Below are 20,402 nucleotides of genomic sequence, written 5' to 3' on the forward strand. Positions count from 1 at the left end.
CGTCCCCCCCCACCCCCCCCCCCCCCCCCCCCCCCCCCCCCCCCCCCCCCCCCCCCCCCCCCCCCCCCCCCCCCCCCCCCCCCCCCCCCCCCACGCCCATGCCGGGCTACCAGGCGGTGCGGCGGGCCTTGTCCTCGGACGGGAGGAACAGCCACAGGGCCAGGTAGATCAGGAACTGCGGGCCGGGCAGCAGACACGAGAGCAGAAAGATCACGCGCATCGTGCCGGGCGAGGTGCCGAAGCGCCGCGCCAGGCCCGCGCACACTCCGGCGATCATCCTGTTGTTGCGGGGGCGGACCAGTGCGGCGGCCATGGTTCTCGACTCCTTTTCGACCGGGTACGGGACTGTGTGCCCCGATGTCTCAAAGGTAGGTCCGGGAACCCGACAGGGCGTCGGCCTGCGGTGCGATGTGAACCCTGGCTCTCGTGGGGGTCGGCCGCGCGGGGGTGTCCTCCTTGCGGCGGAGCCGGCACCGGAACCCTGGTACGACCAGCAGGTGCGCCAGTACCACCCCGGCGGTGTTCAGCAGCACCATGTCCACGTCGGGCACCCGGCCGGGTATTCCGGCCTGGAGCAGTTCGATCGCCAGCGAGACCATCGCGCCGGTGAAGACCGTACGCGCCAGGGAGCCCAGTGGGGAAACGTTCAGGCGCCCGGCTGCCAGCGGCAGCAGGATGCCCAGCGGCGCCAGCAGCAGCACCGCGCCCCCGAGGCTCTGCGCGGCCTCCCACGGGCCGTGCGCCAGCTCCGCGCGGATCGTCGCCAGCGGCCGGAAGTTCGCGGCGGGCACCCAGGGAACCGGACGGGGGCGCAGCGTCAGCCAGCCGACGATCAGCAGATGCGCCACGAGGAGGACGGCTCCCGCGGCGCGCATACGGAGGGCGGCGGTACCGCCGCGGCCATGACCCTGCACACAGGCCAGGACGCGGGTACCGGCGGCTGCGGTTCCGTAAGACGCGGTGCACGGCATGCGTGGGGGCCACGTCCGGCCCCGCACGGCCTGTGTAGGGGCCCGCACGGCCTGCGTATGGCCCACGTCCGGCCTTCGCCCGGTCTGCGTTCGGCTCGCGCCCGGGCTGCGTACGGCCTCGCAGCCCGTACCGCCGGGCCCGCGCCGCGCCGCGTGGCCTCAGCCCGACGCCGCGGGCACGTCCGAACCCGTGCTCAGCACGCTGTCCGGGTGCGCCCGCACATCGGCCGAGCAGGGGTAACGCTGCGGACGCCCGTCACCGGGACCGCCCAGCACCGCGGCGTGCGTACGGTCCAGTGCCGCGCTCTCGCCGAACGTGCACACGATCTGGGCGAGCGCGAAGGACGGCAGGTCCTCCGGCCGCGCGCTCAGCCGCAGCGTCGCCGCGGGGTCGCCCGCTCGCGGCCCGGACACCTCCAGGTCCTCGGGCACCGCCGTACTGAACCCGGCCTGTTCCTCGACGGGCCCAGGCTGCTTCTGGAGCTCGTCCAGCAGCGCGCGGGCCGACCGGAGGCGGTCGGCGGGCTGCTTGGGGTTGGTCACGGTCCGCTCCACCGGTGCCAGCGCCGAGCTGCACTCCAGGTAGACGGTGACCCGCGAACCGTCGGGCGGGGCCGGGGCCACCGAGCCCGCGGGAACCTCGCAGCTGACCCGCGAGGGAGCGCCCCCGGCGTCGACCGGAACGGACGTACCGCGGATGCCGCAGCTCGCGAGGGCCGGCAGCAGGGCGCCCAGGGCCACGGCCGTCAGCACGGCGTCCCGGCGCCGGGGCGAGAGCCGCGTCCGGGAACGGTTCCCGGACGACGGTGTACCGGGGCGGTCCCCGGGCGACGGTGTACGGGTGCGCCACGTCATCGGCCGTCACCGCCTTCCGTGCCGCGGGGCTCGGTACCGCGGCGTTCCGTGCCGTCCGGGCCGGTGTCCGCGCCGGTGTTCGTGTCTGCCTCCGCGCCGGGGTGCGCGCCGGTGCGCACGTCGCTGTCCGCGCCCGTACCGGCGTCCGTGTCCGTGTCCGCCTCGGCACCGTCCTCCGCCGGCCCTGTGCCCACCGGCAGCCGTAGCGTGAAGACCGCGCCGCCCTCCGGCGAGTTCGCGGCCGTGATCTCACCGCCGTGGATGTGGGCGTTCTCCAGCGCGATCGACAGCCCCAGGCCGCTGCCCTCCGACCGCGGCCGGGACGCGCTCGCCTTGTAGAAGCGGTCGAAGACGTGCGGCAGGACCTCCTGCGGGATGCCGGGACCGTGGTCCCGTACCCGGATCAGCAGGTCCTCGCCGTTCTCCGTCGTCTCGGTGCGTACCGACACCCGGACCGGCGAGCCGCCGTGCTTGAGCGCGTTGCCGATGAGGTTGGCGAGGATGACGTCGAGGCGGCGCGGGTCCAGCCGGGCCACGATGCCGCGCTCGGCGTCCAGTTCGACCGCGTCCAGCCAGGCCCGCGCGTCGATGCACGCGGTCACCTGGTCCGCGACGTCCACGTCGTCCTGCACCAGGCGCGCCGTCCCCGCGTCGAAGCGGGTGACCTCCATCAGGTTCTCCACCAGGTCGTTCAGCCGCCGGGTCTCGCTGACCACCAGCTTCACCGCGGGCGCGATCATCGGGTCGAGGACGTCCTCCTCTTCCTCCAGCACCTCGGTGACCGCCGTGATCGCCGTCAGCGGTGTACGCAGCTCGTGCGACATGTCCGCGACGAAGCGGCGGGAGGACGCCTCCCGGCCGCTCAGCTCCGCCACCCGCTGCTCCAGGCGCTCGGCCGTACGGTTGAAGGTGCGCGAGAGGTCGGCGAGTTCGTCGGTGCCGGTCACCCGCAGCCGGGTGTCCAGCCGTCCCTCGCCCAGCTGCCGGGCCGCGTGGCCCAGGCGCTGCACGGGCCGCAGCACGGTGGTCGCGGCGGCCTGCGCCAGCAGCGCCGAGCCGACCAGGGCGAGCGCGGTGGCGATCCCCAGCGACCAGGCCAGCGAGTTGAGGTCCTGCCGTTCGGTGGCGAGCGACTTGAGCATGTAGCCGGTCGGCCCGCCGCCGTTCATCCGGGCTCCGGCGACGAGGTACGGCGTGTCGTGCAGCTCCTTGCGCTGCCAGTACATGTGGTACGGGACGCGGTTGCCGTCGTCCAGCGCGCGCTTCTCGTTGACCGCCGTCTGCAGCGGCCTGGGCACCGTCTTGAGCGTGAAGAGGTCCTTGTCGGTGGAGGCGACGCACTGCTTGCCGTCGCTGCCCTGCGCGACCAGCAGGACGGCGTAGTTCTGCGGTCCGCCCGCCATCTGCCGTGCCGCGTCGTCCAGCTCCGTGCAGCGCGGGCGCAGCGGCAGCGAACGGGTGCTGTCCTCCAGCGACTTGCGGAAGTCGTTGAGGGCGGAGTTCTGGGTGCGGTCCAGCACGGTGTTGCGGTTGAGCCAGTAGGCGATGCCGGAGGCGGAGACCGCCGCGGTCAGCGCGACCAGCGCGAAGACGAAGACCAGCCGCAGCCGCAGGCTGGTCCAGCGCAGCAGGCCCAGCGCCCGTACGCAGCGCCGGGCGAAGGAGGGCCGCTCCGGCATGGCCACACCGTCACCGGACGCCTCGGCGTCCGTACGGCTCTCGGACGAGCGCTCCGTCACTGCGGGGTGTCCAGCCGGTAGCCGACACCGCGGACCGTACGGATCAGGGTCGGTGAGGACGGTACGTCCTCCACCTTCGCGCGCAGCCGCTGCACGCACGCGTCCACCAGCCGTGAGTCACCGAGGTAGTCGTGCTCCCACACCAGCCGCAGCAGCTGCTGGCGGGACAGCGCCTGCCCGGGGCGCCGGCTCAGCTCCAGCAGCAGGCGCAGCTCGGTGGGGGTCAGTTGCAGGTCCTCGCCGTTCTTGGTGACCGTCATGGCCGAGCGGTCGATGACCAGGGAACCGAACGTCGCCGCGTCGTTGGACTCCCGCTCCCCGCGCCGCAGCACGGCCCGGATGCGGGCGTCCAGCACCCGGCCCTGCACCGGCTTGACCACATAGTCGTCCGCGCCGGACTCCAGCCCGACCACCACGTCGATGTCGTCGTTGCGCGCGGTCAGCAGGATGATGGGCAGCTGGTCCGTACGCCTGATCCGCCGGCACACCTCGAAACCGTCGATGCCCGGCAGCATCACGTCCAGCACGATCAGGTCCGGGCGCTGCTCGCGCAGCAGCTTCAGGCCGTCCTCGCCCGTCGCCGCGGCCACCACACGGTGACCCTGGCGGGACAGGGAGAGTTCGAGGGCCGTGCGGATGGCGTCGTCGTCCTCGATCAGCAACAGGAAAGGCACACCGGCCATTCTGGCCCATGGGCGACCACGACTTCGACCTGCGCGGGCTCCGCGCGGTGCCCGGGCCCCGGCCCAGGAGACGCCGGTACGGCCTCCCGGCCCCGGCCCGCGCGGATTCGTTCGGCCTGTCGGCCCCGGACCGCCCGGTGTCCGCACGGTGTCCGTCCGGTGTCCGGGCCCCGACCCTCCCGCTGTGACAGGGCTGTGACAGACGGCAGACAGCGTCATGAAACTGGTTCGGCAGAGTTTTCCCCATCACGAACCGAAGCAAGCAGGGTCTACCGACGGGGGGCGCGCGATGAACACACTGCACAGCACCACGACCAGCGCAGTCATCACGCGTCTGCACGATGTCGGCCGGGCCACCGAGAAGTCCGGTGCCGTGGGCGGGCGGGGGTGCGCTCGCGGCACCGGGCGTCATCGCATTCCGTACATGATCGCGATCGACGCGATGACGCAGCGCGACGGGGGAACCGACGGGGGCAACGGTGGTTCCGCCGCGGGGCCGGCGTACAGGGAAGGCACGGGGGAACGGCGCGCCGCGTCGCAGGCGGAGGAGACGGGGGACGCCGCCGCGGCGTTCACCGCCTACGTCCAGGAGCGCCGCGCTTCCCTGTACGCCACCGCCTACCACCTGACCGGTGACCGCTTCGAGGCCGAGGACCTGTTGCAGAGCGCGCTGTTCTCGACCTACCGGGCGTGGGACCGGATCAGTGACAAGGCGGCGCTGGGCGGCTACCTGCGCCGCACGATGACCAACCTGCACATCAGCGCGTGGCGCCGCCGCAAGCTGAACGAGTACCCGACCGAGGAGCTGCCGGAGACGGCCGGGGACACGGACGCGATGCGCGGCACGGAGCTGCGCGCGGTGCTGTGGCAGGCGCTGGCCCGGCTGCCCGAGACGCAGCGCACGATGCTGGTGCTGCGGTACTACGAGGGCCGTACGGACCCGGAGATCGCGGACATCCTCGACATCAGTGTCGGCACGGTGAAGTCCAGCATCTGGCGCTCCCTGCGCCGGCTGCGGGAGGACGAGGTCCTCAGCTTCGGCCGTGACGAGCAGGAGTCCTTCGGCGAGCTGGTGGCCTGAGGGCGGGGAAGACGGGGGGACACGGGGGAGAGAGAAAAGAGGGGGGACGGGGGGAAGATCCCGAGGGGGGATCCACGGGGGATACGGGGGGATGAGGAGCGGGTTCGGCCGGCCGGGGGGTACGGCGCGAATCCGCTCCTTCGCCGTTCGGGCCCGCCGCGCGCGGGCCCGGGCCGTTCAGGCGCAGACTTCCCGGGGCGCGGCCGGTGCGGCTTCCGTGGCCTGCGTATCCGCGTCCCGCGCCGCCGCCATCCGCGCCAGTGCCTCCGGCTTCGCGCACGGGTGGGCGCCCAGCGCGGTGTGCCGGGCGACGATGGCGCGTTCGGCGCGCATCAGGCGCAGCCCGCGGCGCAGCAGGACGAGCACCGGCTTGCGGGCCTCGCGCAGGTCGCGGGCGAGCCGCCGCCGGAAGGTCGTGGTGGGGCGGCCGCGCAGGCACAGCGCGTCGGCGAGCAGGCCCGCCGTACGGCACCGCTCGATGATGTCCGCGGCGAAGATGCCCTCCGCGACGAACAGGCGTGCCGCGCCCCGTTCCAGAACCGTTTCTCCGACCCGTGCGCTGGCGGCGATGTCGTACACCGGTACGGCCGTACGTCCCGTACGGCACAGTTCCTCGATCGCGGCGACGGCGGCACCCGCGTCCCACGACAGCGGCGAGTCCCAGTCGGTGCCGCCGCCGGCCAGCGCCGGCAGCGTCGGATCCGTGCCCTCCTTGTAGAAGTCGTCGAGGTTGAGCACGGGCAGGCCACTGAGGGCGGCGAGGGACGACTTGCCGGAGCCGGAGGGGCCGGTCAGCAGGACGACCCGGGCGGCGGGCGGCCGGGCGGCGATGTGGGAGCTCACGGGGAGCCATTGTCGCGCATTGGGCCGTGCGGGTTACCCGGTGCGCGGTCGCTGGAACGGTCCGGCACCGCTCAACTACGCTTCGCAATCGTTCGATTACTCAATAATTTACTTTTCGACGCACAGGCAGGTGGCAGCACATGGCCTCACACGCACGACCCAGGCACCGGCGCCGCGTACCGCGCGGCCTGACGCGCGCCGGGCTGGCGATCACGGCGGCCGGTGCGGCGCTCGCGGCGGCCGGTGCGGCACCGGCGGGCGCCGCGTCCCGTCACGACAGCGATCTCGACATCAAGGCGGCCGGCACGGCACTGGGGGGCGCGTTGCTGCACTCCGTCGCGGGCGGCGTCGGGCCGGTCAAGAGCCTCAAGCTGGACCCGCTGGCGGGCACCACCGCCGACCCGCTGACCAACAAGATCGGCACCCAGGTCGCCGACTTCAAGCCGCTGACCACCGGCATCGTGACGGATCCGATCGCGCGCGGGGGCGCGCTGGGGGACATGCCGGTGACGGGGAAGGTCATGGGGCTGCTGCCCGGTTGAGGGCGCCGGGGTGCGCGGCGGAACGCGGTCCGCCCGCCCTCGTGGACAGCTGAGGGCGGGCGGAAGCGTGTCCCCGCGGGCACGGACGCTCGCGGGCCGGGGTCAGATCCCCATCGGGTGCCAGACGGTCTTCGTCTCCAGGAAGGCCAGCATCCGTTCTGTACCGGGATCGGCGGTCCAGTCGGTGACGCCGTCCACAGCCTGTGGACGCAGGACGCGCTTGAGGTTGTCGGCCGCGGCCGTCTCCAGCGCCTTGACCAGCTCCGCGTCGGCCGCGGCGCCCGCCAGGTCGATCGCGTTGACGTCCTGGTGCGCGGCCAGCGGCCCGCCCAGCTCGTCGACCCGGCCCGACAGGATGTTGACCACACCGCCCGGCAGGTCGGAGGTGGCCAGCACCTCGCCCAGCGACAGCGCGGGCAGCGGCGACTTCTCGCTGGTGACGACCACGACCGTGTTGCCCGTGACGATCGCCGGGGCGATCACCGACACCAGGCCGAGGAACGACGACTCCTGCGGCGCCAGCACGGCCACCACACCGGTCGGCTCCGGGGACGACAGGTTGAAGTACGGCCCGGCCACCGGGTTCGCGGAGCCCGCGATCTGGGCGACCTTGTCGGACCAGCCCGCGTACCAGACCCAGCGGTCGATGGCCGCGTCCACCTGCGCCGCGGCCTTGGCCTTCGACAGCCCCTCGGCGTCGGCGACCTCGGCGGCGAACTGCTCGCGGCGGCCCTCCAGCATCTCCGCGACGCGGTAGAGGATCTGGCCGCGGTTGTAGGCCGTGGCGCCGGACCAGCCGCCGAACGCCTTGCGGGCCGCGACGACCGCGTCCCGGGCGTCCTTACGGGACGACAGGGGCGCGTTGGCGAGCCACTTGCCCTTGCCCGCCGCGGCAGCGGCTGATGTCGCTGTGGTCACCTCGTACACCCGCCCGCTCTCGGACCGGGGGAACTTGCCCCCGACGTACAGCTTGTAGGTCTTGAGAACGCTCAAGCGATCAGACATCGAGGTACGCCTCCAGACCGTGCCGGCCGCCCTCGCGGCCGAAGCCCGACTCCTTGTAGCCGCCGAACGGCGAGGCCGGGTCGAACTTGTTGAACGTGTTGGACCAGACGATGCCCGCCCGGAGCTTGCTCGCCATCCACAGGATGCGCGAGCCCTTCTCCGTCCAGACGCCCGCCGACAGCCCGTACGGAGTGTTGTTGGCCTTGGCGACCGCCTCTTCCGGCGTACGGAAGGTCAGCACCGACAGCACCGGCCCGAAGATCTCCTCCTGGGCGATGCGGTGGGCCTGGGTGACGCCGGTGAACAGCGTCGGCGCGAACCAGTAGCCCTCGCCGGGAAGTTCGCAGGCCGGGGCCCAGCGCTCGGCGCCCTCGGCCTCGCCCGCGTCGGCCAGCGCCGTGATGCGGGCCAGCTGCTCGGCCGAGTTGATCGCGCCGATGTCGGTGTTCTTGTCCAGCGGGTCGCCGACGCGCAGCGTGCTCATCCGCCGCTTGAGCGCAGCCAGCAGCTCGTCCTGCACGGACTCCTGCACCAGCAGGCGCGAGCCCGCGCAGCAGACGTGGCCCTGGTTGAAGAAGATGCCGTTGACGATGCCCTCGACGGCCTGGTCGATCGGCGCGTCGTCGAAGACGATGTTCGCGGCCTTGCCGCCCAGCTCCAGGGTGAGCTTCTTGTCCGTACCGGCGACGGTACGGGCGATGGCCTTGCCGACCTCCGTGGAGCCGGTGAACGCCACCTTGTCGACGTCGGGGTGCGCGACCAGCTCGGCGCCGGTCGAGCCGTCACCGGTCAGGATGTTGACGACGCCCTTGGGCAGGCCCGCCTGGCGGCAGATGTCCGCGAAGAACAGCGCGGACAGCGGTGTGGTCTCGGCCGGCTTGAGGACGACGGTGTTGCCGCAGGCCAGCGCCGGGGCGATCTTCCACGCCAGCATCAGCAGCGGGAAGTTCCACGGGATGACCTGGCCGGCCACGCCCAGCGGCTTCGGGTCGGTGCCGTAGCCCGCGTGGCCCAGCTTGTCGGCCCAGCCCGCGTAGTAGAAGAAGTGCGCGGCGACCAGCGGCAGGTCGGAGTCGCGGGATTCGCGGATCGGCTTGCCGTTGTCCAGCGACTCCAGGACGGCCAGCTCGCGGGAGCGCTCCTGGATGAGGCGGGCGATGCGGAAGAGGTACTTGGCGCGCTCGGCGCCGGGCAGCGCCGACCACTTCTCGAACGCCTTGCGGGCGGCCTTGACCGCGCGGTCCACGTCCTCCGAGCCGGCCTGCGCGACCTCGGAGAGGACCTCCTCGTTCGCGGGCGAGACGGTCTTGAAGACCTTGCCGTCGGCCGCGTCGGCGAACTCGCCGTCGATGAACAGCCCGTAGGACGGCGCGATGTCGACGACGGCGCGCGACTCCGGCGCCGGTGCGTATGCGAAGGTCATGGTCAGTCCACCGTGACGTAGTCGGGGCCGGAGTAGCGGCCGGTGCTGAGCTTCTGGCGCTGCATCAGCAGGTCGTTGAGCAGGCTGGAGGCGCCGAAGCGGAACCAGTCGGCGGTCAGCCACTGATCGCCCAGCGTCTCGTTGACCATGACCAGGTACTTCATCGCGTCCTTGGTCGTACGGATGCCGCCGGCCGGCTTCACACCGACCTGTACCCCGGTCGCGGCGTGGAAGTCGCGGACGGCCTCCAGCATCAGCAGGGTCACGGGCGGGGTGGCGTTGACGGCCACCTTGCCCGTCGAGGTCTTGATGAAGTCGGCGCCCGCGAGCATCGCGAGCCAGGAGACCCGGCGCACGTTGTCGTACGTCTGGAGCTCGCCGGTCTCGAAGATCACCTTCAGGTGGGCGTACGAACCGTCCTCGCGGCGGCACGCCTCCTTGACCTGCTTGATCTCCTCGAAGACGGACATGTACCGGCCGGACAGGAACGCGCCCCGGTCGATCACCATGTCGATCTCGTCGGCGCCGGCCGCGACCGCGTCACGGGTGTCGGCCAGCTTGACCGGCAGCGCGGCCCGCCCCGCCGGGAAGGCGGTGGCGACGGAGGCGACATGGATGCCGGAGCCGGTCAGGGCCTCCTTGGCGGTCGCCACCATGTCGGGGTAGACGCAGATCGCGGCGACCTTGGGAGTGGTGCGGTCGGTGGGATCGGGGTTGATCCCCTTGGCGCACAGGGCCCGGACCTTGCCCGGGGTGTCCGCTCCTTCGAGCGTCGTCAGGTCGATCATCGAGATGGCGAGATCGATGGCGTACGCCTTCGCCGTGGTCTTGATCGAGCGGGTGCCGAGGGTCGCGGCGCGGGCCTGGAGGCCGACCGCGTCGACGCCCGGGAGGCCGTGCAGGAAGCGGCGCAGCGCACCGTCGGAAGCGGTCACGTCCGCCATCGACGCCAGACGCCCCGCGGCTTCCTTGCCGTATGCGGGAACAGTGGTGGGCATGGTCACGAGGGGAGCATATCTACGCGCGTAGCTGCATGTCACCCCCCTGTCGACGGATACCGGCGCGGCGGCTGTACGGCCGGGCCGGCGGCCGCCGTCCGGCCGGGCTCCCGAAGACGGTTCGTGGCGGATGCGCGGGGGACGTCTGTGACGGGTGCGCGGAGCCGGTTCGTGACGGGTGTACGGAGGCCGTTTCGTAACGGGTTCGCGGGGCACGTGTAACAGCCGTCCGGGGCCCGTGTGACCGCTGTACGCAGGCCTTCTGTAACAGGTGCCCGGGGGAGTGATGGGCTTCTGTGCGGCGACCGTTACACAACAGCGGACGGGCCGTCACGGCCGTCACCTAGCTTTGTTGTTGCCGCACCGCACCGCAGCACTTTCCGGCCCTCCGTACGAAGGGCGGCGGATGTGGTCACGTCGCCGAACGACCGACCATCCCACGGGGGTCCCCCATGACCGCACAGTCCGCCCGCCGCACGCTGCGTGCCGCCGTCGTGTCCGCCGCCCTGGGGGCTGCCGTCCTCGGCTCCGCCTCCGGTGCCCTCGCCGCCGCGCCCGCCACCCCCGTCACGTCCGTCACGGCCGTCTCCGCCCAGCCCGCCTCCGACGGCACCGGCCGCTACGAGGGCAAGCCGGTCGCCATCGGCAACGGCATGGTCGCCGTACTGCGCAACGTGCCCTCCGCGGGCGGCCCGGAGGCGTGGATCCGTTACGTCGGCCCGCAGTGGAAGCCGGGCGACCGGTACCTCGTACGGGTGCTCGGCCTGCTCGACCGCGGCCACCCGAGCGCGCAGATCAAGGGCCTGTCCCTGCGGCTGACCGGCACCTCGGGCACGGCACCGAAACTGCGCGTCAGCGGCGGCACCGGCGGCACGAAGAGCTACGCGCTGCCGAAGGCCGCGGCGCCCGCCACGGGCGGCAGGACGACCGGGGACACGGCGACCGGCAGCAAGGTCGCCGGCGGCAAGGTGACCGGCGAGGGCGGCAGGCACCAGGCGGGCCAGGCCACCGGGCACCGGCCCGGACAGGCCACCGCGCACCAGCTCGCCAAGAACGGCACGGCCTCCGGCAGCCGCAAGAGCTGCACCGTCACCCGCCGCGTGGCCATCGGCGGCGGCACCCTCGCCGTACTGACCCGCGGCCCCCAGGGGCCGGCGGCGACGTTCGAGGACGGTCCGGGCAACGCCGTACCGGGCGCCTTCCTCGACCGTACGCACCCGACCCTCGCCCGCTTCGGCGCGAAGATCGTCGACCCGTACGGCGCCCGGCCCAAGCTCCGCTTCAAGATGCAGGGCGGCAACTACCCGCCCGGCACCGCCAACTACCCCGCCCTGCCCCAGGGCTGCAAGCCGGCCGCACAGCCCGGCAAGGGCGGCACGCCCGGCGCAAAGCCGGCCGGCAGCAAGAGCACGGGCGCGGTCGGAGCCCAGGCCACGCCGGCCGGCAGCCAGACCAAGGCGCTGCCCAAGGGCGCCGTGGCCGCCGGCTACGAGGACCTGGAGCAGCCGGACACCACCCCGCTGTTCGCCGCGGGCGGCCTGTTCGCCGCGACCGGTGCCGCGGGCGTCGTCTTCGCGGTGCGCCGCCGCCGGCAGTCCGAGGGAACGGGGTGCTGAGCCGGCGCCCTGACCGGCGCCGGACGGACCGCCTGCTGACGGCGGCCAGCCTGTTCCTCCTCGTGGCCGGCGGCGTACTGATCGCCCGGGGTGTCCTGGACAGCGGCGCCTCCGGCGTGGCGCCGCCCGTCCACGTCGTGAACGCCGGCGCCCCCGCCGCGGCCCCGCGCGCGCCGGCACCGGCCGCCCTGCCCGCCTCCCGGCCCGTACGCGTCCGCATACCGGCCGCGGGCGTGAACACCGGGCCGGTCCTGGACCTGGGACTCGCCGCCGACGGCGCGGTCCAGGTGCCGTCCGTGGCACAGGCAGGCCGGATCGGCTGGTACGACAAGGGTGTCACCCCCGGCGAGACCGGGCCGGCCGTCCTCATAGGCCACTACGACACCGTCGACGGTCCGGCCGTACTGCGCGACGTCGGCCGCATCGGGCCCGGCGACAAGATCTATGTCGACCGGGCGGACGGGCGGACCGCGGTCTTCGCCGTCCGGGCGCTCCAGCAGGTGGACAAGAAGGCGTTCCCCACCCAGCGGGTCTACGGCGACACCGACCGGCCCGAACTGCGCCTGGTGACCTGCGGCGGCGGCCTGGTGGACGGCCACCGGCCGGACAACATCGTGGTCTACGCCGATCTGGTGGCGGCCTGAGGAAGCGCCGTCGTGCGCGGGCACCCCGGCGTGCGCGCCGTGGGTACGGGCGCTCCGGTGTACGAAGAGCGTGCGGGCGCCCGGCGTACGGACCGAGCCCGCGGGCGCCCGGCGCGCGGATGGCAGGTGCGCACGCCCGTGTACGAATGATGCCGTAACGCAATGTCCGCGTTCCGGACGCTCAGGCAGAATCGGCACCATGACGAGCCCGGAACAGTCCTCCACGCCGCAGGAGCAGTACGCGGACCGCAGCTACCGTTCGCCCGCGGCCCTCGTCGCCGGGGTGCTGCTCCTCGCGCTGGCCGCCTGGCTGGGCGGCGACGCGCTGGTGCGCGGCGCGGCGCACACCAAGCTGACGGCGGCGGCCGGGCTGCTGTTCGTGGTGCCGCTGGTGGCCGCCTTCACGCTGCGCCCGCTGGTGCGGGCCGGCGCAGACCGGCTGGTGGTGCGCAACCCGTTCCGTACGATCACGCTGCCCTGGGCGGCGGTCGCGGACCTGAAGGCGTCGTTCTCCAGCGAGGTCTTCACCGCCGACGGTACGAAGTACCAGCTCTGGTCGGTCCCCGTGTCGCTGCGGCAGCGCAAGAAGGCGAACCGGCAGGCGCAGCGCGCCGCGGGGCGCCCGGCGCGCGGCCGCCACGAAGCGCCTCTGGGATCCGGCCCGGAGACCGGCGTGCCGCGCGCCACCGCCGACCGGACGCTCGACGAACTGCGGGAGCTCCAGGAGCGGAACGCCAGGCGGGAAGGCGCGCAGGGCGCCCCGGTGGTCAGGTGGGCGTACGAGGTGCTGGCGCCGTGCGTGGTGGGCGCGGTGGCGCTGGTGGTGCTCATAGCGGTGTAGGGGCGATGCCGCGTACGGCAAGGCCCTGAGCGGGACCCGGTGCACGGCTTCGTCAACGAGCTGGCGCGCGTGCGGCACGTACCTCTTCGGCCGCCGGATGTACCGGACCATGGCCGGCCGGGCGGCCCCGGACCGGCCGCCCACGCGATCCGGGCGGGCCTGGTCGACGAGTACCGCCTCTTCCCCACCCCGGTCCTGGTGGGCGGCGGCACCCGCACTTCCCGGACGGCGTCCGGCTGGACCTCGAACTGCTCGAAGAACACCGCTTCGGCAACGGCACGGTCCACCTCCGCTACCGCACCGCGGCCTGAGCGGGCCGGGTACGCGGACGGGTCACGGCGGACCGCCGTACACCAGCGTCATGTACGCGCCGAAGTACGCCGAGCCCAGCGCGGCCGCCGACAGGGCCAGCACGGCGACCCGGCGGTGCGCGTGGGCGATCGCCAGCGCCAGCGGGAGCAGCAGCGGGAAACCGGGCAGCAGGAAGCGGGCCCGGGGGAAGAAGACGCCGCCGCTGCCCAGCACGATCAGCAGCAGGACCCCGCTGAAGACCAGCAGCGGCAGGGGCTGCCGGTCGCACACGCACAGCAGGAACAGCGCCACCGACACGATCAGCACCAGCGCCACCACGACCAGGAAGAACTGCGGGTGCGACGGGTAGATCAACAGGTTGCGCAGCGTACGCAGCGTCTCCTCGCCGCCGTCCCACTGGTTCTCCCACTGCCGCTGGACCGCGAAATACCCGTCGGCGCGCCCCAGCCGCAGGCCCACCCACCCGACGTACGCGAGCCAGCCGAGTGGCGCCAGCAGCGCGCCGAGGACGATCCGGCGTACCCGGGCGGGGTCCGAGGCCGGGGGCGCGGGCCTGCGAGCGGGAGCGGTCGGGGGAGCGGGCGCCGGAACGCACGCCGGAGCAGGCGGGGCCGTGGGCTCAGGCGCGGGCGGCGCAGCGGATTCGGGCTCCGGAACGGCGGCGGCTCGGCGCACACGCCACAGCGCGGCCACCGCACTGACACAGACCGCCGCGACGAGCGCGAGACCGGTGGGGCGGGTGAGACCGGCGAGCAGGCAGAGCACACCGGCCGCGACCCAGCGGTCGGTCAGCACGGCGTACAGGGACCAGGCCACCAGCGCGGTGAACAGCGACTCCGTGTAACCCATCCACTGGACGGCGGCCACCGGCGTGGCACCCCACAGCACGGCCAGCACGGTGCCGGCCCGGGCCCCGTACAGCCGGTCGCCCACCGCGAAGATCCCCCAGGCGGCCAGCAGCGCGCAGCCGGCCGCGACGACCAGCCCGACGGACGCGCGGGAACCGGGCGTCACACCCGCGACGGCCTTCACGAGCACCGGATACAGCGGGAAGAAGGCGAGGTTGCTCTCGCCGGCACCGTTCTCGTCGAACGCGTACGAGTAGCCGTGATCGGCGATCCCCAAGTACCAGCGGGAATCCCACCGGTTGGCCAGCAGCGGCCACAGTCCCCGGTGCTGGAGGTGCGCCCACTTCATCAGCACCAGGGTGCCCAGCAGCCGTACGGCGGTGTACCCGAGGAGCGCGGGCCCGGCGCGGCGCAGCAGGTTCCCGGCCGCCCGCGTGGCAGGGCCGCGGGAAGCGGGGGCCGCCGTCGGCGCGGGGGCGGCGGCCGGGCTGGACGCGGTCGGGAACACTGCGGCAACTCCTGGGAGGGCTGGGCAGGTTGTCGGACCAGACCAGGGTGGCCCGGAGCACGCGGGGCCGTGGGGGCGCGCTGCGGCAGGTGCAGTACGGCTATCACTCGTACGGGGGAAATGGAGCGGGCCCCGGAACGCTGTGGTCCCGGGGCCCGTCGTACGTGACAGCCGTGTGCGCGGCCGGATGCGCGACAGCCGTGCGCGCGGCCGGGCGTGGCGACCGTGCGCGCGGTCAGGTCAGATGCCGGCCGCCGCCGACAGGTCCGCCTTGATCGCGCCCAGCACCTCGTCGGCCTTGGCGCGCGCCGCACCCAGCCCCTGCGCGTCCGCGACCGGCACCACGACCTCCAGGTAGCACTTCAGCTTCGGCTCGGTACCGCTGGGCCGGACCACCACCCGGCCGGCCTCGACACCGTCCTGCTCCGACCCCGCCAGGTAGTAGCGCAGACCGTCGGTGGGAGGCAGCGTGTCCGTCCCCCGGGAGAGGTCGTCGGAGGACGACACGGCCAGGCCCGCCAGCGCGGCCGGCGGCTGCTCGCGGAGCCGCCGCATGGCCGCGGCGATCAGCGACAGGTCCTCGACGCGCACCGACAGCTGGTCGGTGGCGTGCAGGCCGAACTCCAGGGCAAGGTCGTCCAGCAGGTCCGTCAGCGTGCGGCCGGACTGCTTCAGCTCGGCCGCCAGCTCGGTGATCAGCAGCGCCGCGGTGATGCCGTCCTTGTCCCGTACGCCCTCGGGGTCGACGCAGTAGCCCAGCGCCTCCTCGTACGCGTACCGCAGGCCGTCCACCCGGGCCAGCCACTTGAAGCCGGTCAGCGTCTCCTCGTACGGCAGCGAGGCCGCGGCGGCGATCCGCGACATCAGCGAGGACGACACGATCGTGGTCGCGAAGGTGCCCGACGCCCGCTTGCTGACCAGGTGCGCGGCCAACAGCGCGCCGACCTCGTCACCACGCAGCATGCGCCAGCCTGCCTCGGTACCGGGGGCCGGGACGGCGACGGCGCAGCGGTCCGCGTCCGGGTCGTTGGCGATGACGATGTCCGGGCCGACAGAGCGCGCGGTCGCGAAGGACAGGTCCATCGCGCCCGGCTCCTCCGGGTTGGGGAAGGCCACGGTCGGGAAGTCCGGGTCCGGCTCGGCCTGCTCGGCGACCACGGTCGGCGCCGGGAAACCGGCCCGGGCGAAGGCGGCCACCAGCACGTCGCGGCCGACGCCGTGCATCGGCGTGTAGACCACCTGCGTGTCGCGCGGCGAGCCCGGCGTGAGCACCGCGTCCGTACGCTCCAGGTACGCCTGGAGCACGTCCTCGCCCAGTACCTCCCAGCCCTCCTCGGGCCGCGGCACGTCGTTCAGCGACTGCACCGCCGCGATCCGCTCCGCGATCAGCCCGTCGGCAGGCGGCACGATCTGTGAGCCGTCACCGAGGTAGACCTTGTAGCCGTTGTCGCGCGGCGGGTTGTGGCTCGCGGTGACCTCGACGCCAGCGACGGCGCCCAGGTGCCGTATGGCGAAGGCCAGCACGGGAGTGGGCAGCGGGCGCGGCAGCACCGCCGCGCGCAGCCCCGCGCCCACCATCACGGCCGCGGTGTCCCGCGCGAAGTCCGCGCTCTTGTAGCGGGCGTCGTACCCGACGACGACCAGGCCGCCCTCCTGGCCCTGGTCCTTCAGATACGCGGCCAGCCCGGCCGCCGCACGGATGACCACGGCGCGGTTCATCCGCATCGGGCCCGCGCCCAGCTCACCGCGCAGCCCGGCGGTACCGAACTGCAGCGTGCCCGCGAACCGGGCCGACAGCTCGTCCAGGTCCTCGGCGTCGATCAGCTTGCCCAGCTCTTCGCGGGTTTCGAGGTCGGGGTCCTCGGCCAGCCATGCCTTCGCCCGGCTGATCAGCTCCGCGGGATCGGTTGCCACGTGATGCTCCTGCCTCTGGTTGCGGTGGTGGGGGAAGCGCTCGGCGCGTTAACGCTTACCCACTCCGCGGGATTGTCCGACCGGCGCCCCGGCCCGTTACCTACGGAGCGCCGCACCTGCGGTGCGCCCCGAACGACGTGCGGGGCGCCCGAGAACGCCCCGCACAACTGCTCTCCTGGCCGCTGCTCAGAGCTTGCCGAGCACCTGGGCGAGCAGGCTGCCCATACGGGTCGCGGAGTCGCGGCCGGCCTGGAGCACCTCTTCGTGGTTGAGCGGCTCGCCGGTCATACCCGCGGCGAGGTTCGTCACCAGCGACAGCCCGAGCACCTCGGCACCGGCCTCACGGGCGGCGATGGCCTCCAGGACGGTCGACATGCCGACCAGGTCCGCACCCATGGTGCGGAGCATCTTGATCTCGGCCGGGGTCTCGTAGTGCGGGCCGGGGAGCTGGGCGTACACGCCCTCCTCCAGCGTCGCGTCGACCTCCTTGCACAGCGCGCGCAGCCGCGGCGAGTACAGGTCGGTCAGGTCGACGAAGCGGGCGCCGACGATCGGGGAGGTGGCGGTCAGGTTCAGGTGGTCGCTGATGAGGACCGGCTGGCCGGGGCGCATGCCGTCGCGCAGACCGCCGCACCCGTTGGTGAGCACCACGGTCTTGCAGCCCGCGGCGGCGGCGGTCCGCACGCCGTGCGCCACCGGGGCGACACCGCGGCCCTCGTAGTAGTGCGTACGGCCCAGGAAGACCAGGGCCCGCTTCTCACCGATCTTGTACGAGCGGATCTTGCCGCCGTGGCCCTCGACGGCCGGCGCCGGGAAGCCGGGCAGCTCGGTGACCGGGAATTCGTGCTCGGGCGCGCCCAGCGCCTCGGCGGCCGGAGCCCACCCGGAGCCCATCACCAGGGCGACGTCGTGGGTCTCGGCGCCGGTCAGCTCGCGCAGGCGGGCAGCAGCGTCAGCAGCGGCGCCCTGCGGGTCGCGCGCGATGTCCGGGGTAACAGATGCGTTCACGCGGACGAGGGTAGCCGGTAAATGCCTACGCGCGTAGATGTCCTCGCCGACGGCATCCAGCGGATCTGTTCGTAGCTCCCTACGAAGGGCCGTGGACGGTCACGGGGCGGGCTCGGGAGGAGCCCGATTCCGCCGGGCCTCGCGGTGGGGGCGTATCGCCGTACCGGCGAGTCCACCGCCGCGGCGCCGCGCGACCACGACGCCGAGGTCCGCCGACCTCCGCGCCCCGCCCCGCTCGCCCCGGCCCGCAGGGCCGAAATCCCGCCGCCACGCCGCGCACCCGACAACGCCGAGAGCCCGGCGGCCCCGCGACAACCGCCCCCGCCTCCTCAGCAGGGACGCTTCCGCAGTTCCATCACATAGTCGTGCGGCGCGCCCGCCGACTCCGCCGCGTCGGCGATCTCGCCGAGGTAGCGGGCCGCGGGGAGGCCGCCTTCGTAGCCGTTGAGGACGTAGAGCCAGGCGGCTTCGTCGCCGTCGAGGGTGTGGACGCGTACGCGCATGCGGCGGTAGATGTCCATGCCGACGCCCTCCCAGCGGTCCATGGACTCCTCGTCCATGGGGGCGATGTCGTACAGGGCGACGAAGACCTGCGAGCGGGGGGCCTCGACGATGGTCGGGAGCGCTCCTTCCCAGCCCATCTGCTCGCCGCCGAACGTGAGCCGCCAGCCGTTGAGCCAGCCGGTGCCGCGCAGCGGCGAGTGCGGAGCGCGGCGGGTCATCAGCCGCGCGTCGAGGTTGCCGGCGTACGCGGCGTAGAGCGACATGGTTCCGAGGGTACGGGAGGTCAGGGGGTGCGCTCGTGGTACGTGAGGTTCGAACGGCGGCCCCCGGGGGGTAACCCGGCGCGGGCGTACGGGACAATGGAGGACGTGACTCGGATCGTGATCATCGGTGGCGGACCCGGCGGATACGAGGCGGCCCTGGTGGGCGCCTCTCTCGGCGCGGAGGTGACCGTCGTCGACTGCGACGGACTGGGCGGGGCGTCGGTGCTGACCGACTGCGTCCCGTCCAAGACCCTCATCGCGACGGCCGAGGTGATGACCACCTTCGACTCGTCGTACGACGAACTGGGCATCATCGTCGAGGACGACACCCCGCCGATGGACCGTCCCGCGCGCGTCGTCGGGGTGGACCTGGGCAAGGTCAACCGCCGGGTGAAGCGCCTGGCGCTCGCCCAGTCGCATGACATCACCGCGTCCGTCACCCGTGCGGGTGGCCGGGTGATGCGCGGCCGCGGCCGCCTGGAGCCGGGGCAGTCGCCGGACGGTTCGCGTACGGTCACGGTCACCGCGGCGGACGGTACGGAGGAGACGCTGACCGCGGACGCCGTACTGATCGCGACCGGCGCGCACCCGCGCGAGATCCCGGACGCGCAGCCGGACGGCGAGCGGATCCTGAACTGGACGCAGGTCTACGACCTCGATGAACTGCCGGAAGAGCTGATCGTGGTCGGCTCGGGTGTCACCGGCGCCGAGTTCGCGGGCGCCTACCAGGCGCTCGGTTCCCGCGTCACCCTCGTCTCCTCCCGCGACCGCGTGCTCCCGGGTGAGGACCCGGACGCCGCCGCCGTCCTGGAGGACGTCTTCCGCCGCCGCGGCATGAACGTGATGGCGCGTTCGCGGGCACAGTCCGTGAAGCGAGTCCCCGGGCCTGCATCGGAACAGGGAGCCTCCGCGCCGGAGGCGGGCGAGGAGGGACGGGTGGGCGACCGTGTCGAGGTCACGCTGTCGGACGGTCGTACGATCACCGGTTCGCACTGTCTGATGGCGGTGGGCTCCATCCCGAACACCGCGGGCATAGGGCTGGAGGAGGCCGGCGTACGGCTGAAGGAGTCCGGCCACATCTGGACGGACAAGGTCTCGCGCACCTCGGCCCCCGGCGTCTACGCGGCGGGTGACTGCACCGGCGTGTTCGCGCTGGCCTCGGTCGCCGCGATGCAGGGCCGGATCGCGATGTACCACTTCCTCGGTGACGCGGTCACCCCGCTGAACCTCAAGACGGTCTCCGCGAACGTCTTCACCGACCCGGAGATCGCCACCGTCGGTTACAGCCAGGCGGACGTGGACGCGGGCCGTATAGACGCCCGGGTCGTCAAGCTGCCGCTGCTGCGTAATCCGCGCGCGAAGATGCAGGGCATCCGCGACGGTTTCGTGAAGCTGTTCTGCCGTCCCGGTACGGGCATCGTGGTGGGCGGTGTGGTCGTCTCGCCGCGTGCCAGTGAGCTGATCCACCCGATCTCGATCGCGGTCGACAACAACCTGACGGTGGAGCAGATCGCCAGCGCGTTCACGGTCTATCCGTCGCTGTCCGGCTCGATCGCCGAGGTGGCGCGGCAACTGCACACGCGCAAGATGTCCAGCGAATAGACCGCGGCCAGCCGGATGAATGGACTGCGCGTGCCGCGCCGGCGGGCCCCGCGGAACGGGGCCCGCCGGCGCGGCAGGCGGGCCGTTCCCGGTGCTGCTTTCTGTGCCGTCCTGCCGCGGAAGGCACGTGGCGGGGGCCGGTTCGTGGCAGTCTTGTGCCACTGAGTGACCGGCCAGCGGCATATACCACGTGCGAGGGTCG

The 20,402-nt window shown here is 73.1% G+C and carries 19 protein-coding genes; 6 read left to right on the forward strand and 13 right to left on the reverse strand.

Translation table 11 applies throughout. The annotated features are described in order from the left end of the window. Positions 1-106: 106 nt before the first annotated feature. The 5 genes from ACZ4Z1_RS30930 to afsQ1 all read right to left on the reverse strand — a co-directional run bounded on the left by ACZ4Z1_RS30930 (position 107) and on the right by afsQ1 (position 4,239). Positions 107-313 (reverse strand): PspC domain-containing protein, encoded by a 207-nt coding sequence (locus tag ACZ4Z1_RS30930; RefSeq protein WP_468489949.1) that lies wholly within the window; start codon positions 311-313, stop codon positions 107-109. A gap of 49 nt (positions 314-362) precedes the next feature. Beyond that, a complete protein-coding gene (locus ACZ4Z1_RS30935) occupies positions 363-875 on the reverse strand; it encodes a VanZ family protein (RefSeq protein ID WP_468489950.1) in 513 nt (170 codons plus the stop codon). A gap of 255 nt (positions 876-1,130) precedes the next feature. Beyond that, positions 1,131-1,826, reverse strand: coding sequence for a GerMN domain-containing protein (locus ACZ4Z1_RS30940; protein ID WP_468489951.1), 696 nt, complete (start codon positions 1,824-1,826; stop codon positions 1,131-1,133). Continuing rightward, entirely contained in the window at positions 1,823-3,505 is a 1,683-nt protein-coding gene (locus ACZ4Z1_RS30945) for an ATP-binding protein (protein ID WP_468489985.1), read from the reverse strand. Before ACZ4Z1_RS30945 ends, ACZ4Z1_RS30940 begins: the two co-directional genes overlap by 4 nt. Before the next feature lie 56 nt (positions 3,506-3,561). Next, positions 3,562-4,239 (reverse strand): two-component system response regulator AfsQ1, encoded by a 678-nt coding sequence (gene afsQ1, locus ACZ4Z1_RS30950; RefSeq protein WP_398166513.1) that lies wholly within the window; start codon positions 4,237-4,239, stop codon positions 3,562-3,564. Positions 4,240-4,537: 298 nt separating this feature from the next. Between afsQ1 and ACZ4Z1_RS30955 the strand changes: the two genes are divergently transcribed. Next, positions 4,538-5,329, forward strand: coding sequence for a SigE family RNA polymerase sigma factor (locus ACZ4Z1_RS30955; protein WP_468489952.1), 792 nt, complete (start codon positions 4,538-4,540; stop codon positions 5,327-5,329). Positions 5,330-5,506: 177 nt separating this feature from the next. Here ACZ4Z1_RS30955 and ACZ4Z1_RS30960 read toward each other — a convergent pair whose 3' ends face one another. Further along, positions 5,507-6,172: a uridine kinase family protein gene (locus tag ACZ4Z1_RS30960; protein ID WP_468489953.1), complete on the reverse strand. Its 666-nt coding sequence runs from the start codon at positions 6,170-6,172 to the stop codon at positions 5,507-5,509. 140 nt (positions 6,173-6,312) lie between these two features. Between ACZ4Z1_RS30960 and ACZ4Z1_RS30965 the strand changes: the two genes are divergently transcribed. Continuing rightward, positions 6,313-6,714, forward strand: coding sequence for a hypothetical protein (locus ACZ4Z1_RS30965; protein WP_468489954.1), 402 nt, complete (start codon positions 6,313-6,315; stop codon positions 6,712-6,714). Between the two features lie 102 nt (positions 6,715-6,816). Here the strand turns inward: ACZ4Z1_RS30965 and ACZ4Z1_RS30970 are convergent, their stop codons facing one another. From ACZ4Z1_RS30970 to deoC, 3 genes are read right to left on the reverse strand one after another with little or no spacing between them, the layout of a single operon-like run. Next, positions 6,817-7,719: an aldehyde dehydrogenase family protein gene (locus ACZ4Z1_RS30970; RefSeq protein ID WP_468489955.1), complete on the reverse strand. Its 903-nt coding sequence runs from the start codon at positions 7,717-7,719 to the stop codon at positions 6,817-6,819. After that, positions 7,712-9,142 (reverse strand): aldehyde dehydrogenase family protein, encoded by a 1,431-nt coding sequence (locus ACZ4Z1_RS30975; protein WP_468489956.1) that lies wholly within the window; start codon positions 9,140-9,142, stop codon positions 7,712-7,714. Before ACZ4Z1_RS30975 ends, ACZ4Z1_RS30970 begins: the two co-directional genes overlap by 8 nt. A 2-nt stretch (positions 9,143-9,144) precedes the next feature. Next, positions 9,145-10,140, reverse strand: coding sequence for a deoxyribose-phosphate aldolase (gene deoC, locus ACZ4Z1_RS30980; protein ID WP_468489986.1), 996 nt, complete (start codon positions 10,138-10,140; stop codon positions 9,145-9,147). Between the two features lie 452 nt (positions 10,141-10,592). On the opposite strand from deoC, the gene ACZ4Z1_RS30985 reads away from it, so the two are divergent. From ACZ4Z1_RS30985 to ACZ4Z1_RS30995, 3 genes are all read left to right on the forward strand, one after another. Then, on the forward strand, positions 10,593-11,756 hold the full coding sequence (locus ACZ4Z1_RS30985) for a hypothetical protein (protein ID WP_468489957.1): 1,164 nt from the start codon (positions 10,593-10,595) through the stop codon (positions 11,754-11,756). Then, complete coding sequence (locus ACZ4Z1_RS30990) at positions 11,753-12,400, forward strand: class F sortase (protein ID WP_468489987.1); 648 nt, start codon at positions 11,753-11,755, stop codon at positions 12,398-12,400. Before ACZ4Z1_RS30985 ends, ACZ4Z1_RS30990 begins: the two co-directional genes overlap by 4 nt. A gap of 199 nt (positions 12,401-12,599) precedes the next feature. Then, the gene (locus ACZ4Z1_RS30995) at positions 12,600-13,241 is read left to right on the forward strand and encodes a PH domain-containing protein (RefSeq protein WP_468489958.1); all 642 of its coding nucleotides are present in this window, start codon (positions 12,600-12,602) and stop codon (positions 13,239-13,241) included. Positions 13,242-13,574: 333 nt separating this feature from the next. On the opposite strand, the gene ACZ4Z1_RS31000 is transcribed toward ACZ4Z1_RS30995, so the two are convergent. The 4 genes from ACZ4Z1_RS31000 to ACZ4Z1_RS31015 all read right to left on the reverse strand — a co-directional run bounded on the left by ACZ4Z1_RS31000 (position 13,575) and on the right by ACZ4Z1_RS31015 (position 18,598). Continuing rightward, on the reverse strand, positions 13,575-14,909 hold the full coding sequence (locus tag ACZ4Z1_RS31000) for a hypothetical protein (protein ID WP_468489959.1): 1,335 nt from the start codon (positions 14,907-14,909) through the stop codon (positions 13,575-13,577). A 240-nt stretch (positions 14,910-15,149) separates the two neighbouring features. Continuing rightward, positions 15,150-16,823: a phospho-sugar mutase gene (locus tag ACZ4Z1_RS31005; protein WP_468489960.1), complete on the reverse strand. Its 1,674-nt coding sequence runs from the start codon at positions 16,821-16,823 to the stop codon at positions 15,150-15,152. A gap of 186 nt (positions 16,824-17,009) precedes the next feature. After that, positions 17,010-17,831 (reverse strand): purine-nucleoside phosphorylase, encoded by an 822-nt coding sequence (locus ACZ4Z1_RS31010; RefSeq protein ID WP_468489961.1) that lies wholly within the window; start codon positions 17,829-17,831, stop codon positions 17,010-17,012. A 329-nt stretch (positions 17,832-18,160) separates the two neighbouring features. Beyond that, positions 18,161-18,598 (reverse strand): gamma-glutamylcyclotransferase family protein, encoded by a 438-nt coding sequence (locus ACZ4Z1_RS31015; RefSeq protein WP_030017478.1) that lies wholly within the window; start codon positions 18,596-18,598, stop codon positions 18,161-18,163. Positions 18,599-18,694: 96 nt separating this feature from the next. Between ACZ4Z1_RS31015 and ACZ4Z1_RS31020 the strand changes: the two genes are divergently transcribed. Further along, a complete protein-coding gene (locus ACZ4Z1_RS31020; protein WP_468489962.1) occupies positions 18,695-20,200 on the forward strand; it encodes an NAD(P)H-quinone dehydrogenase in 1,506 nt (501 codons plus the stop codon). Positions 20,201-20,402: the final 202 nt, after the last annotated feature.

The sequence above is a fragment of the Streptomyces sp. NPDC030165 genome (genome assembly GCF_055573595.1).